The organism is Streptomyces sp. VNUA24 (assembly GCF_029167005.1).
GTDB lineage: Bacteria > Actinomycetota > Actinomycetes > Streptomycetales > Streptomycetaceae > Streptomyces > Streptomyces scabiei.
In genome coordinates this window covers 2118639-2132742 of the sequence record NZ_CP119143.1, presented here as the reverse complement: position 1 = coordinate 2132742, position 14104 = coordinate 2118639, and the positions used below count along the sequence as shown (strand labels likewise).

The 14104-nt window shown below is 71.9% G+C and carries 12 protein-coding genes; 7 read left to right on the top strand and 5 right to left on the bottom strand.

Annotated elements, in window-relative coordinates; translation table 11 throughout:
* Positions 1–32: 32 nt before the first annotated feature.
* Complete coding sequence (locus PYR72_RS08860) at positions 33–989, top strand: hypothetical protein (protein WP_275454781.1); 957 nt, start codon at positions 33–35, stop codon at positions 987–989.
* Between the two features lie 280 nt (positions 990–1269).
* Positions 1270–2784 (top strand): hypothetical protein, encoded by a 1515-nt coding sequence (locus PYR72_RS08855; RefSeq protein WP_275460367.1) that lies wholly within the window; start codon positions 1270–1272, stop codon positions 2782–2784.
* Between the two features lie 40 nt (positions 2785–2824).
* Here PYR72_RS08855 and PYR72_RS08850 read toward each other — a convergent pair whose 3' ends face one another.
* Positions 2825–3292: an SRPBCC family protein gene (locus PYR72_RS08850; protein WP_275454780.1), complete on the bottom strand. Its 468-nt coding sequence runs from the start codon at positions 3290–3292 to the stop codon at positions 2825–2827.
* Between the two features lie 191 nt (positions 3293–3483).
* Between PYR72_RS08850 and PYR72_RS08845 the strand changes: the two genes are divergently transcribed.
* A complete protein-coding gene (locus tag PYR72_RS08845; RefSeq protein ID WP_275454779.1) occupies positions 3484–4449 on the top strand; it encodes a hypothetical protein in 966 nt (321 codons plus the stop codon).
* Positions 4450–4555: 106 nt separating this feature from the next.
* On the opposite strand, the gene PYR72_RS08840 is transcribed toward PYR72_RS08845, so the two are convergent.
* Positions 4556–4921, bottom strand: a complete 366-nt coding sequence (locus PYR72_RS08840) for a cupin domain-containing protein (RefSeq protein ID WP_059078328.1) — start codon at positions 4919–4921, stop codon at positions 4556–4558.
* 150 nt (positions 4922–5071) lie between these two features.
* On the opposite strand from PYR72_RS08840, the gene PYR72_RS08835 reads away from it, so the two are divergent.
* The gene (locus tag PYR72_RS08835) at positions 5072–7369 is read left to right on the top strand and encodes an MMPL family transporter (protein WP_275454778.1); all 2298 of its coding nucleotides are present in this window, start codon (positions 5072–5074) and stop codon (positions 7367–7369) included.
* 32 nt (positions 7370–7401) lie between these two features.
* Here PYR72_RS08835 and PYR72_RS08830 read toward each other — a convergent pair whose 3' ends face one another.
* Positions 7402–9681: a M4 family metallopeptidase gene (locus PYR72_RS08830; RefSeq protein WP_275454777.1), complete on the bottom strand. Its 2280-nt coding sequence runs from the start codon at positions 9679–9681 to the stop codon at positions 7402–7404.
* 524 nt (positions 9682–10205) lie between these two features.
* Complete coding sequence (locus tag PYR72_RS08825; protein ID WP_275454776.1) at positions 10206–11021, bottom strand: SAM-dependent methyltransferase; 816 nt, start codon at positions 11019–11021, stop codon at positions 10206–10208.
* Positions 11022–11272: 251 nt separating this feature from the next.
* On the opposite strand from PYR72_RS08825, the gene PYR72_RS08820 reads away from it, so the two are divergent.
* The 3 genes from PYR72_RS08820 (at position 11273) to PYR72_RS08810 (ending at position 12971) form a co-directional block, all read left to right on the top strand.
* A complete protein-coding gene (locus PYR72_RS08820; RefSeq protein WP_275454775.1) occupies positions 11273–11491 on the top strand; it encodes a hypothetical protein in 219 nt (72 codons plus the stop codon).
* Positions 11492–11499: 8 nt separating this feature from the next.
* Positions 11500–12342: a class I SAM-dependent methyltransferase gene (locus tag PYR72_RS08815; RefSeq protein ID WP_275454774.1), complete on the top strand. Its 843-nt coding sequence runs from the start codon at positions 11500–11502 to the stop codon at positions 12340–12342.
* A 98-nt stretch (positions 12343–12440) separates the two neighbouring features.
* On the top strand, positions 12441–12971 hold the full coding sequence (locus tag PYR72_RS08810) for a GNAT family N-acetyltransferase (protein ID WP_275454773.1): 531 nt from the start codon (positions 12441–12443) through the stop codon (positions 12969–12971).
* Positions 12972–13124: 153 nt separating this feature from the next.
* Here PYR72_RS08810 and hemC read toward each other — a convergent pair whose 3' ends face one another.
* Positions 13125–14057, bottom strand: a complete 933-nt coding sequence (gene hemC, locus PYR72_RS08805; RefSeq protein WP_275454772.1) for a hydroxymethylbilane synthase — start codon at positions 14055–14057, stop codon at positions 13125–13127.
* Between the last annotated feature and the right edge of the window lie 47 nt (positions 14058–14104).

Sequence of the window (14104 nt, the reverse complement as noted above, 5' to 3'; positions counted from 1 at the left end):
GTCGGGCCAGTCGCCGGGGAGGGGGAGCTGGGATGAGCGTGTGGGGTGCGGGGGCGTTGTCGCAGGTGTGGCGGGCCGTACGGCCGCGAGGGCGGTACCAGAGGCTGCTGTGGTGGTGCGGGACGCTCCTGGCGGCCTCCGGGCTGCTGCACGCCGTGGTCGCGATCGTGGACCGGGAGCCGTGGTGGGGACCGGTGTCCTGGCGCAAGCCGGTCGCGTTCGGGCTGTCGTTCGCGCTGCTGGTGTGGTCGGTGGTGTGGATCCTGCGGCAGATGCCCGCACGCTGGTGGGTACGGGTTCCGGCCGGCCTGGTCGTCCTCGTCGCCGTCTGCGAGGTCGGGCTCATCACCGCCCAGCGCTGGCGCGGCGTCGCCTCCCACTTCAACCAGGCGACGCCCACCGACTCCGCGATCTGGTCCGTGATCGGCACCCTCATCCTGCCGCTGATCCTCGGCCTCGTCTGGCTGTTCGTGGCCGCGCTGGTCCGGTTCGAGGGAGGCGGCGCCGCCAGGATCGCCGTGCTCGTCGGGCTGGCGGCCGTCCTGGCGGCCGGGTACATCGGCACCGACATGGCCGCCATCGGGGAGAAGACCTTCGACGACACCGGACAGGTGCCGTGGGAGGTGCTGTTCGGAGCGGCGGGCAGCGCCAAGCTCGCCCACGCCGCCGGTCTGCACGGCATCCAACTCCTCGCCCTGATCGCGATCCTGGCGGACACGGGCCGGCTCGGGCCCCGGAGAGCGGCGACCCTCGTGGCCGTGGCGGCCCTCGGCTACACCGCCGCCTTCGGGGCGGTCACCGCCACCGCCTACGCGGGCCGCGCACCGTTCGACCCGACCGTCCCCCTCGGGATCCTGCTCGCGGCCGGCGTCCTCACCACGGGCGCGGCGGCGGTCGTCGTCCTCGCGCAGGCGTCCCCCGCCCGCCCCGCCCCCGACCGCGCACCGGACACGGCGAGCAGCCCGCTCGCCGGGCGAACCGGACGGTGACCTCCGCGCGTCCACGAGGTGTGGGGCCGCGTCCGTCGCCGGTGACGGGCGGTGCGTACGACCTCGGTCGACCACCGCCCCCGCGGTGGTCACGAATGGAAATCGATCTCCGCGGACGCCCGGGAAACGCCTGTCGCGGCATCGAGTTTCGGCCGTACACTGACAATTCGTAAGCATGCGGGTGGACTTGACGGGGGGATCCGAGATGTCCGGGGATCAGTACGGCGTGAGAGACCAGGACGGCTGGAGCCACAGCTACGTCGTGCCGCCCGTACCGCCCATGCCCCCGGGGCCGCCGCCCGGCCCGGCGGACGCCTGGCGAGCCGTCGGTGTGGGCCTGCTGAACCTCAGCGGCCTCGGGCTCGGCTACGCCCTGATCCGCCGGCCGTTCCTGACCCTGGCGTGCTGGGTGGCCACGGGCCTGCTGATCTTCGCGGTGCTGCCGGCCGACCCCGACGGCGTCCCGGGCCCGACGCTCGCCCTCTACGGTCTGTTCCTGCTCCTGGCCGCCGCCCACGGCGCCTTCCTGGGCCTGCGCACCCGCCTGGTCTGGCCCGCGCAGTCCCCGCTCGCCGTCGTGCTCGGCGTGCTTCTCCTCGGCGTACCGGTCGCGGGCGGCCTGCTGTACGAGACCGCGCGCAAGGAAGCCGTCGAGGAGATGCTCCTGGAGCGGCTGGAGAAGGCCGACGACCTCGTCGACAAGGCGTCCGGCGAGTCCTTCTCCACGACCCAGTCCGAGTTCCGCAGGGCACTGACCGCCTACGACGACCTCAGCACCGACCACCCCGGCTCCCGGGCGGCCGAGAAGGTCCCGGACCGGCTGAAGACCTTCTACACGACCGTCGGCGCCCCCTACGAGAAGCAGGAGTACTGCGACGCGGTCGCTCCCCTCGCCTACCTGCGCACGGTCCCGCAGACCATGAGCAAGCGCGACCTCGGCTCGCTGGCCGACTGGCCCGACGACCGGCTCGCCACCTCGCTCTACGAGTGCGCCTCCGCCGGGCTGGCGGCCGACGGCGCGGGCTGGCAGGACCAGTTCAGCGACCTCCTCACCACGTTCCCCGACTCGGACCAGGCCGCGAAGGTCGAGCCCGACGTGAAGCGGGCCGTCGACAAGGCGGTCAAGGCCGTGGGCGGCGACGACCCGTGCACCGCCGTGGACCGGCTGAAGACGCTCGGCTCCCAGGTCAAGGCACTGCCGGGCGACAAGGCCGGGGTGGCCGACGCCCTGGCCGCCGACGCCGGACGGGCCGAGGACACCGCGTCCACCGGCGTCTACACCTGCGGCGTCGACCAGTACCGGGACGGCGACTTCGCCGAGGCGGTCACCTCGATGAACGACTTCGTCGACGCCCACAAGAAGCACAAGAACGCGCCGCGCGCGAAGAAGATAGCGATCGCCGCGGAGATCGCGCAGGAGGTCCCGGCGGCGGGCAAGAAGCTGCCCACGACGCGTTCCGGCGGCAGCATCTCCGTCACCGTCAAGAACGACAGCCCCGACGAGATCCAGGTCATGTACACCGGCCCGGTCACCGGCACCTTCACGCTCAAGGGCTGCGGCACCTGCTCCAGCTACGACTGGAGCAGCACCCTCGCCAGCGGCTTCAAGCCGTGCAGCGGCAACGACAAGTACCCGCAGCGCACCATCAGCCTGCCGGTCGGCACCACGTACTTCCTGCACAAGCCGAAGGGCGACAACGCCTCCAGCGCCGCCTCCGACACCGCCAAGCTGCAGTCGGGTTACATCTACACGGAATGCGCCTACGTGACCTCGGGCCTCGGCCTGAACTCCTGACGCGCACCCGGCCACGGTGACCGTCACGGGCGGGGGCCGCTCAGCCCCCGCCGCCGCCCTCCACCCACCGGGCGACGTCGTCGAGGTCCTTCGCGACGGCCCTGCGCACGGCACGGGCGCCGATCGGGCCCATGACCTTGGCGAGCAGCCCCGCGACGGCACCGGTCGGCTCGGCCGAGAACGTCAGCAGGATCGTCGTCGACCCCGGCCCGTCGGCCCGCAGCAGCCACTGCGAGACATAGCGGGAGCCGTGCGACTCGGCCTCCACCACGTACCGCTCGGGCGGCTCGCTGACGGTCACCCACATCTCCTCGGTGGCGTCCTTGCCGAACATGCGCCGGGTCTCCCGCCACCGCGTGCCCACCCCGAAGACCCCGTCCGTCAGGACCTCCACCCGGGTGACACCGCCGAGCATCCGCTCCATCCGCCGCAGGTCGGTCAGGGCCTCCCACACCCGTCCCTGGGAGGCGCCGACCCGCCGCTCGACCACGACACTCCTGCTCGTCATGGATCCCATGAAAGCACCGGGCGGCGGCCCCCGCCCCGTGACGCCCCCGGCCCGCTCCGGCCGCCGGGTTGCGTAGGAGAGGTGCGTAGTTCTACGGACGACCGGGCGGGAGACGTTCTGCGAGGCTTGGATCTTCAGGTGCGGCCGACGCTCCGGGGGACCCCCATCCACCACGACACGAGGAGAAGCCGATGACCGACCGCCCCGAGGGTGCGCCGGCGCAGCCCCAGCCGCAGGACCAGCCGTCCGCGTCCCCGGCCTGGCCGCCCCCGGGACAGCCCGGCGCCCAGGCCCAGCCGCCGGGGCCCGCCCCGACGCCGACCCAGGTGGAGACACCGGTCCAGGCCCAGCCGCCCACCCAGGCGGCGGTGCCGAGCGCCTACCCCTACCCGAGTCCCCAGTCGCCGGCCGGCTACGGGCCGCCGGTGCCCGCCCAGGCGTCCGCGTACGGCCCGCCGGCGGGCGGATATCCGCCGGGCGGCTACCCGCCCCCCGGCGCGCGGCCCACGACGGGCGCCGGCGGACGGGCCGTGCTGTGGGCGCTCGTGGGCGCGGTCGTGGCGTCCGCGGCGTGGGCCGGCGGTGTCTTCCTGCTCGGCGGCGACGACACCACGGCGGACCTGCGCGGCTACCGGGCCGAGTCCAACCTCTGCTCCTCGGTGGACTACTCGTCGTTCAAGAACGAGTACCCCGAGGAGGACACCGAGCCGGTGCACAACGCCCTGGAGCACGAGGCCCTCGACGAGAGCTACTGCAGCATCTCGCTGAAGGAGTCCTCCACCTCCTCGATCTCCGACGCGTACTTCTCGGTCCAGGTGGACCTGCACAAGAAGACCGACCCCGGACCCGAGTTCACCGCCGTCTGGTCCGAGTACGACCAGCGGTACGAGGACTACGACGTGGAGAAGGTCTCCGGCTTCGGCGACGAGGCGTATCTGGTCACCGAGGACACCACGTCGGGGGACGACAACAGCGGCAGCCGGGCGGCGACCCTCGCGGTGCGCGACGGCTGGATGACGTACGAGATGCGGTGGAGCGCCTACGGCTCCACCTATGACGACGGCGCGACCATGCCGGACGTGAGCGACGTGGTGGAGTGGCTCAAGAGCGACACCAACGCGACCCTGGACAACCTGCGGGAGTCCGACGGGGTGTAGCGCGGAGGCCGCGCACGCGGGCGCGCACGGGAAGGGGCGGGGCGTGCGCGGGCGGAGGCGGGGCGCGCACGCCCCGCCTCCGCCCCCTCTCGCACCCCGGTCGGCTTCAGGCGTCCTTCGCCTTCGCGTAGTCCTGGGCCATCTGGCCGGCGAAGTCGTACACCAGGCACTGCTCGTCGCCCACCACCCACGCGTCGTGCCCGGGCGGGCACACGAAGACGTCGCCAGGACCGACCTCGCCCTCACCGCCGTCGTCCATCCGGATGTGCATGCGTCCGCTGAGCACATAGCCGTTGTGGTGGACCTGGCAGCTCTCCGTGCCCGCGATGGGGCCGACGGACTCCGACCAGCGCCAGCCAGGCTCGAAGGTGGCCACGGCGAAGTCGAGCCCGGTCAGGTGCACGGCTTCGAGGTGCCCCCGTGGGAAGTCGCGCCGCTCGTCCGGCTTCTCGACCGTCTTGATCTCCAGCATGACGGCTCCTTCCGCTAGGCCGCCCCACCTCCCCATGGTCCGCCTGTCAAGCCGGGGCCGCCAACCGGGGGACCGGTGCCCGCCGGAGGTGCCGGGCCCTCGTGGGCGGCGTGTAATGGGGTCCGGAAGATCGCTCCCGGAGGAGAGACGATGCGCTCAAGTCGTGCCGGTGGTGGGCAGGGCGGGACCGAGGCCCCGACGGGCCGGCTGCGCAGGCTCGGTGAGTGGTGCGCCCGGCACTTCGTGGTCGTCATCGTCGCCTGGCTGGTCGCCCTGGCGGCCGTGCAGGTGCTGAACCGGGCCTACGGCGGCGACTACTCGGACAACTTCTCCCTCCCGGGCGTGCAGTCCCAGAAGGGCCTGGACGTGCTGAAGGAGCACGATCCGGCGGCCGGCGGCTACGGCAGCCAGATCGTCCTGCACGACAAGGACAAGGCGCTGACCTCGCTCGGCTCCCAGATGTCCCAGACGGTCGCGGACCTGCAGAAGCTGCCGCACGTGCTGTCGGTGCAGAACCCGCTCTCCGCGCCCGCCGCCGAGCCGTCGCAGTCGTCGGACCAGTCGCAGCAGCCGAACGTCGGCCCGCTGTCCTCCGACCAGAAGACGGCGTACATCACGATCCGCTTCGACGTGCAGCCCTCCACCCTCGGTGACGGCTACCTCGACGGGGTGGACGACTCCGTGCAGCCGCTGCGGTCGGCGGGCGCCGAGGTGGAGTACGGGGGACCGCTCGGGGAACTGGCCCGTCCCGACGCCGACGACCGGATCAGCGAGCTGATCGGCTTCGCGGTCGCGATCGTCGTCCTGATCATCGGCTTCGGCAGCGTCATCGCCGCCGGTCTGCCTCTGGTGACCGCCCTGCTGAGCGTGATCGGCGGCCTCGCCTGTCTCGGTCTGCTGGCCGCCGCGTTCACCTTCGCGACCGTCTCCCCGACCCTGGCGACGATGATCGGTATCGGGGTCGGCATCGACTACGCGCTGTTCCTGATCACCCGCCACCGCCAGAACCTCATGGACGGCGACGACCCGGTGCGGGCGGCCGGCCGCGCCGCCTCGACCAGCGGGCACGCCGTCCTCGTCTCCGGCTGCACGGTGATCGTCGCCCTCGCCGGACTGTACGCCTCCGGGGTCAGCTTCATCGGCAAGCTCGGACTGGCCGCCGCCGTGACCGTGGTCTCCGCGATCGCCGGCGCCCTCACCCTGGTCCCCGCCCTGCTCGGCCTGATCGGCAGACGGATCGACCGCTACCACGTCCGCAAGCCGATCGCCGAGACCGGCGCCGAGACGGGCGAGGAGATCACCGGCACCTGGCACCGCTACGCCCAGCGCGTGGAACACCACCCCTGGCGGTTCCTGACGGCCGGTCTCGCGACCGTGGCGATCCTCGCGATCCCCCTCTTCTCCATCCAGCTGGGCCACATCGGTGACGGCGCCGACCCCACCTCCTTCACCGACCGCCGCGCCTACGACCTGATGACCGACGCCTTCGGGCCGGGCTCCAACGGGCCGCTCACGGTCGTCATCGACCAGACCTCGGTGCCGTCCTCGGACCGCCAGAGCCTGCAGAGCACCGCACAGAAGAAGCTGGACGCGGTCCAGGGGGCGTACGCCGTCACCCCGCTGACCCCCACCCAGGACGGGGACGTCCTGGTGGGCACGGTCTACTCGAAGGAGTCGCCGCAGAACGCCGACACCACGGACCTGACGAACCGCCTGGTCGACGACACCCTGCCCGCCGCGGTCTCCGGCACGAAGGCACACGGCTATGTCACGGGGACCACGGCCTCCCAGGTCGACTTCCGTGACATCGTGGCGAGCCGGCTGCCCGTCATCATCGCCGTCGTCGTCGCCCTCGCGTTCCTGATCATCCTCGCCGTCTTCCGCGGACTCCTGGTCGCGGTGAAGGCGGCCGTCCTCAACGTGCTCTCCATCGCCGCCTCCTACGGGGTCGTCGTCGCCGTCTTCCAGTGGGGCTGGGGCGGACCCGCCCTGGGCGTCCACGGCAAGGTGCCCATCGAGAGCTATGTGCCGATGATGATGTTCGCGATCATCTTCGGGCTCAGCATGGACTACGAGATCTTCCTGCTCTCCCGCGTCCACGAGGCATGGCTGCGCACCGGTGACGCCCGCGACGCCGTGGCCCACGCCCTGGAGATCACCGCCCGGGTGATCACCTGCGCCGCCCTGATCATGGTCAGCGTCTTCGCCGCGTTCATCGTCAGCGACAACATCGTGGTCAAGATGCTGGGTCTGGGGCTCGCGGTCAGCGTCCTCATCGACGCCACGGTCGTCCGCCTGCTCATGGTCCCCGCCGTGATGACCCTGCTGGGGAGCCGTGCCTGGTGGACCCCGCACTGGCTCGACCGGATCATGCCGCACATCGACGCGGAGGGGGACACGCGGGAGCGGCCGGTCCCGCAGGGGCAGGACCGGCCGCTCGGCGGCTGACGTGTCTCAGTGTGACGACAGACGACGGTGTGTCAGAAGGTCAGCTTCCAGCTGTTGATGTAGCCGGTGTCGAGGCTGGCCACGTCCTGCACCCGCAGCTTCCAGGTGCCGGCGGCGGTCTCGGAGGAGGCGTTCACCGTGTACGTCTCGACCACGTTGTCGGCCGAGTCGGACGAGGAGGAGTTCTTCAGCCGGTACGCCGTGCCGTCCGGGGCCACGAGGTCGATGACCAGGTCACCGCGCCAGGTGTGGACGATGTTCACGTCCACGGTGAGCGTGCTGGGCGCCGCTCCGGCCCGGTTGACGTTGATCGGGGACTCGACGGTGGAGTTGTCGGGGATCTGATAGTCGGCGGTGTTCTCGAACACCGACTGGTTCCCCTCCTCGTCCACGCGCCAGGCGAAGCTCGCCGTCCCGGTCTTGCCGGCCGCGTCCGTCACGGTCACGGTCGGCGTCCAGTTCCCGGCCGTGGTCGGGGTGCCCGAGATGCGTCCCGTGGCCGCGTCGATGGACAGCCCGTCCGGCAGACCGGTGGCCGTGTACGACAGGGCGCCGGGGTTGGTGGACGACGCCTGGACGTCCAGCGTGACCGCCTGTCCGGTCAGGGTGTACTGCGCGGCCGGCGGGATGACCGTCACACCGTCGAGGATCCGGGAGCCGACGTTGATCGCGGCCCAGGCGTTGGCGGTGTTGTTGTACGTCGGCGAACCGAGCCCGTACAGGTCGGCGGCGGCGCGCAGGGTGTAGGTGCGCGCGGCGGCGTAGTTGGTCGCGGACACCATGTACGTGGTGAGCGCCCGGAACCAGATCTTCTCGGCGGCCTCGCGGCCTATCGGCGTCACCGGCAGCCCGTCGAAGGTCGGCGAGTCGTAGGAGACGCCGTTGACGACCTTCGCGCCGCTGCCCTCGGAGGCCAGGTAGAACCAGTGGTTGGCCGGGCCCGAGGAGTAGTGGACGTCGATGTTGCCGAGCGTGGAGGACCAGTAGTCCCGCGAGGAGCCGTCCTTGCTGGGCTTGTCCATGTAACGCAGCGGCGTGCCGTCGCCGTTGATGTTGATCTTCTCGCCGACCAGGTAGTCGCCCACGTCCTCGCTGTTGCCGGCGGCGAACTCCACGGCGGCGGCGAAGATGTCGGAGGTCGCCTCGTTCAGCCCGCCGGACTCGCCGCTGTAGACGAGGTTGGCGGTGACCGAGGTCAGACCGTGCGTCATCTCGTGCGCGGCCACGTCGATGGAGGTGAGCGGGTTGGCGTTGCCCGACCCGTCGCCGTACGTCATGCAGAAGCAGGTGTCCTGCCAGAACGCGTTGACGTAGTTGTTGCCGTAGTGCACCCGGCTGTACGGGGCGACCCCGTCGTTGCGCAGGCCGTTGCGGCCGTGCACGTTCTTGTAGTAGTCCCAGGTCAGCGCGGCACCGTAGTGCGCGTCCGCGCCGGCGGTCTCCAGGTTGGCGGCCGTGCCGTCGCCCCAGACGTCGTCGCTCCCGCTGAACAGCGTGCCCGTCCCGGACGAGCCGCGGTTCAGGTTGTAGGTGCGGTGGTTGCCGCGGTCCGCGTCGGTCAGCGTGTACGACGAACCCGACTGGCTGGTGCCGAGCGTCACCGAGCCGCTGTAGCGGGTGTTGCCCGTGCCGGTGTGCACGCCCTCGTACTCGAACAGCTTCTTGCCCGACTGCGCGTCGGTGATGACGTGCAGCTCGCTGGGCGTGTCGTCGTGCTGGAAGCCGCTGACGACCGTCTCGTAGGCGAGGGTCGGCGTGCCCTTGGCGGCCCAGACGACCTTGCGGCTGCTGTCCGGAGCGGTCTTGGTGGACCCCTCCTTCTTCGCCGCCGCCAGCGCCTGCTTCTCGGCGGTGGCCTTGCTGACCTCGGGACTGAGGTCCGCCACCTTCAGCGTGGGCTTGTAGGAGCGGGTGACGCTCTCGATCGCGCCGGACTTCGCGGCGTGGACGACCAGGTCGCCGCCGAGCACGGGGAGTCCGGCGTAGGTGCGCTCGTAGCGGGTGTGCACGGTGCCGTCGGCGTCCTTGACGACGTCGCGGACCCGCAACTCCTCCCGGCCGCCCAGGTCGAGGCGGTCGGCGGTGGTGTCCGTGGCCTTCTCGGCCTTGCGGATGAGGGTTTCGCGCTGACCGGGGGTGAGCTTCGCGGGCAGGGCACCGCGGTCCGGCTTCGCGGCCACGGGACGGGCGGTGCCTTCTCCGCCGTCACCGCGTGCCATGGCCGGGGCGCCGGGGGCGGCTACGGCGAGCATGGCCGCCGCGACGACTAGGGCGGCCGTGGCCGTGGTACGTCTGTGGGGGGTGGATCTCACGCGAACTCCTTAGCTGCGGCCGACGTTGGTGGAGCGGCCGTACGAAGGACCCGGTGCACGGGTCGAGGCACCGGGTGGAGCAGGGAGTGCTGCGATGCGGGTGCGCGTGCTCCGTCGTGAGACGGGATGGGCACAGAGTGACAGATGTGTGAGTGTTGTGTCAGGAGCACGCCAAGTGTTTGGCCGGAAAATGATCGTTCAACCACCGTCGGTGGTCAGGGATTTCGCCGATGTCGGCGGCATGCCGGAGCTCGCCACCGACACGTTCCGGCCGCCGGGTGCGGGGCACGACAGCACAGGGCGCCCGCCCCCGTGCGGGGGCGGGCGCCGGTCGGTGCGGGATCGGACGCGGGTTGGCTCCGGTGGAGGCCGGGCCCGGGTGCGCGCGGGTTACGCGCGCGGCGCCCCGGCGCACGACGTGGGGGCGCATGACGTCATGGCGCATGACGTGGGGGCGCATGACGTCTTGGCGCATGACGTCTTGGCGTACGACGTCATGGCGTACGACGTCGTGACGTGAGACGTCACGGCTTGCGGGCGAGGCCGCCGTGTTCGGCGATGACCTGCGGGGCGGGGTCGGTGGCGTCCGGACGCCAGAGGGGGACCGAGACCACGCCGGGGTCCAGCAGTTCCAGACCGTCGAAGAACGACGTGATCTCCTCGACCGTACGCAGGTTGTAGGGCACCGCGCCGCTCTCGTTGTACCCGTCCTGGGCCCGCTCGAAGACCGGGTCGATGCCCCGGGAACCGTCGTTGACGGAGAGGTAGCTGCCGGACGGCAGCGCCCCGAGCAGCCGGTCGACGATGGAGCGCGCCTGGTCGTGGTCGGCGACATGGCCCAGGATGTTGCTGAGGATCAGCGCGGTGGGCCGGTTCAGGTCCAGGGTCTCGGCGGCGGCCGCGAGGATGCGGTCCGGGTCGAGCACGTTGGCGTCGACGTAGGCGGTCGCCCCCTCCGGTGTGGAGTAGAGCAGGGCGCGGGCGTGGGCCAGGACCAGCGGATCGTTGTCGACGTAGACGATCCGCGCCTCGGGGGCGATCCGCTGCGCGACCTCATGGGTGTTGTCCGCGGTCGGCAGGCCCGTCCCGACGTCGAGGAACTGCCGGATGCCCGCCTCGGCGACCAGGTACGTGATGTTGCGGCGCAGGAACGCGCGGCTGCTGCGGGCGATGGTCACGATGCCGGGGAACACCGCGGTGTACGCGTCGCCGGCCTGCTCGTCGACGGGGTAGTTGTCCTTCCCGCCCAGCCAGTAGTTCCAGATACGGGCCGAGTGGGGCACCGAGGTGTCGATCTTCTGTTGCGCCGCCGGTCCGGGGGTGGTCGCGTGGTCGGTCATGTCTACCGTCCGTCTTTCAGCCGAAGCGAGGAGTTCCGGACACAATTTACGTCCCGACAGCCGCTTCTCGTACGCCAGTTCACGTTTTCTGGCGGGTCGAGGGCGGGTCGAGGGCGGGTCGAGGGCGGGTCGAGGGCGGGTTGGCGGTGGGTCAGGGGCGGGTCAGGGGCGGGCGGGAACTTCTCTGACCGCACAGACGTCGGTACGGGTGGAGCGGGACCGCACCCGGTGCGCGACGGAAGTGGGTTGCCATGACGACGATCGACCCGACCACCTTCGAGACCAGGCTGGCCGACGGCCGCCGCATGACGCTGTCGCTGCCGCCGACGGACGCGGGATGGGCCGCCGAGGGGATCAGGACCCTCCGCCCCGTCCCGCCCACGCACACCGGCCGGGGCCAGGACCCTCCCGCCCTCCCCGAGCGCCCCGCGCTTCCGCTCGAAGTCGCCCTGCTGGGGTTCGCGCTCTAGGGGGCGGCATGCCTGAGGGATGGCAGTGGGACCGCACGCTCTTCCGGGGCAGCGCGGAGCACTACGAGCGGGGCCGGCTCCCCTACGCCCCGGGCCTTCCCGAGACGCTCGCCGGGGCCCTGGGTTTGGACGGCCGGGGCAGACTCCTGGACGTCGGCTGCGGTCCGGGGACCGTGCTGCTGCCGATGGCGCCGTACTTCGAGGAGGTGGTCGGTGTCGATCCGGACGAGGACATGCTGGCCGAGGCGCGGCGGCAGGCCGCACGGCGCGGGGTGGCCCACGCGCGCTGGGTGGCCGCCCGCGCCGAGGAACTGCCCGCGGGACTGGGGGAGTTCCGGACCGTGGTGTTCGCGCAGTCCTTCCACTGGACGGACCGTGACCGTGTCGCGGCCGTCGTGCGGGAGATGCTGGAACCGGGCGGCGCGCTCGTCCATGTGAGCGAACTGCGGGACCCGCCCCCCGAGCCCGCGCCGCCGCCGTCGCCGGCGCCCCCGTACGAACGCATCGCCGGGCTGGTGCGCCGGTACCTGGGCCCCGTGCGCCGCGCGGGGCAGGGGGTGCTGGTCGACGGCACACCGGGCGGGGAGGAACAGGTCATCGCACGCGCCGGGTTCGTGGACCTCGCACGCCATGTGGTGCCGGGCGGCGACGTCGTCCCCCGCACCACGGACGACCTCGTGGCGTGGACGTTCTCCCGGTCCGACGCGGCGCCGCACCTGTTCGGCGACGGAAGGGCCGCGTTCGAACGGGACCTGCGGGCACTGCTGGAGGAGGCGGCACCCGGCCGGCACCCGTGCGCGGAGCGTCTGCCCGCCACCGAGGTCAGGATCTGGCGGAAGCCCCCGGGGTAGGGGCGAGTGCCGACGAGGGGCCCCGGTGGGACCGCGCTCCGCACCGGACCGCACACACCGGATCACTTGCCCCACCGTGGCCCCACTAGGCTTCCCCCGTGACCGGCACCCCCCACGACCTGTGCATCCGCCCCGGCGGCCCCGACGACGCCCCGGCCGTTCTCGCCATGCTCGACGGGGCGGTGGCCTGGATGAACGAGCGCGGCAACACCGAGCAGTGGGGCACGATCCCGTACTCGCGGCGACCCGACGGCCCGGCACGGGTCGAGCGGTACACCACCGAGAACACGCCGTACATCGCGGAACTGGACGGAACACCCGTCGGCGCGCTGATCCTGGACACCGGCCCCAGCCCGCAGCTGCCGATCGCCCCGGCGGGGGAACCCGAGCGGTACGTCCGCCTGTTGGTGTCCGACCGACGGCAGGCCGGCCGGGGTGTCGGCGCGGCCCTCCTGGCCCATGCCGCCGAGGAGACCCGCAGGGCGGGTGTCGGGCTCCTCCGGGTCGACTGCTGGGCGGGCGGCGGCGGGCAGCTCGTCAGGTTCTACGAACGCAACGGCTTCACCGCCACCGACCCCTTCCGCTCCGGCACTTGGCCGGGCCAGGTACTGACCCGGCGCATCGACTGACCCGGCGCGTCGACTGACCTGGCACGTCGACTGACCCGGCGCATCGGCTGACGTGGCGCATCGGCTGACCTGGCGCGTCGGCTGACGTGGCGCGTCGGCTGACCCGGCGCGTCGGCTGACGTGGCGCGCGCACCGGCCCCGCGATCGCGAGGGTCAGTGCGCGATGCCGTCGATGAGGTCGCGGGCACCCTGGCGGAGCAGGGCGACGGCGACCGAGGTGCCCAGGGTGGCCGGGTCGAGGCGGCCGGCCCATTCGTGGGCGTTGAGGACCGTCTTGCCGTCGGGCGTGAACACGGAGGCGCGCAGCGAGAGTTCGCCGCCGCGGTCCGTGCGGGCGAAACCGGCGATGGGGCTGTTGCAGTGGCCCTGGAGGACGTGCAGGAACATCCGTTCGGCAAGCGTCTCGCGATGGGTGTCCGGATCGCCGAGACCGCTGACGGTGTCGATGGTGAGGGCGTCGCCCTCCCGGCACTGCAGTGCCAGGACACCCGCGCCGATCGGCGGCATCATCGTCTCCACGGACAGGATCTCGCTGATCACGTCCGCCCGGCCGATCCGCTCCAGCCCGGACACGGCCAGCAGCAGCGCGTCCGCCTCACCGGCGGCGAGCTTCTCCAGCCGGCGGTTGGCGTTGCCGCGGAACGGCACGCACTCCAGGTGCGGGTGCGACGCGGCGAGTTGCGCGCTGCGCCGTACGGAGGAGGTCCCGATCCGGGTTCCCGCGGGCAGCTCGTCCAGGGTGCGGCCGGCGGGGTCCACCAGCGCGTCGCGGATGTCGTCCCGCTTCAGGAACGCCGCGAACATGGTGCCCGCCGGGAGGGGACGGTCGGCGGGAATGTCCTTCACGCAGTGCACGGCGAGATCCGCCTCGCCCGCGACGAGGGCGGCGTCGACCTCCTTGGTGAACGCCCCCTTGCCCTCGACCTGGGAGAGATCACCCATCCACTTGTCCCCGGTCGTCTTCACGGGAACCACTTCGGTGCGCAGCGCCGGGTGCAGCACGGCGAGTTCGGCGCGTACACGCTCCACCTGGGCCAGGGCCATGGGCGAGTCTCGGGAAACGATACGAATCAGGTCCTGCGACATGAAGGCACGATAGCCCCTCGGACCGGGCGCCGTTGACCATCCCCGAC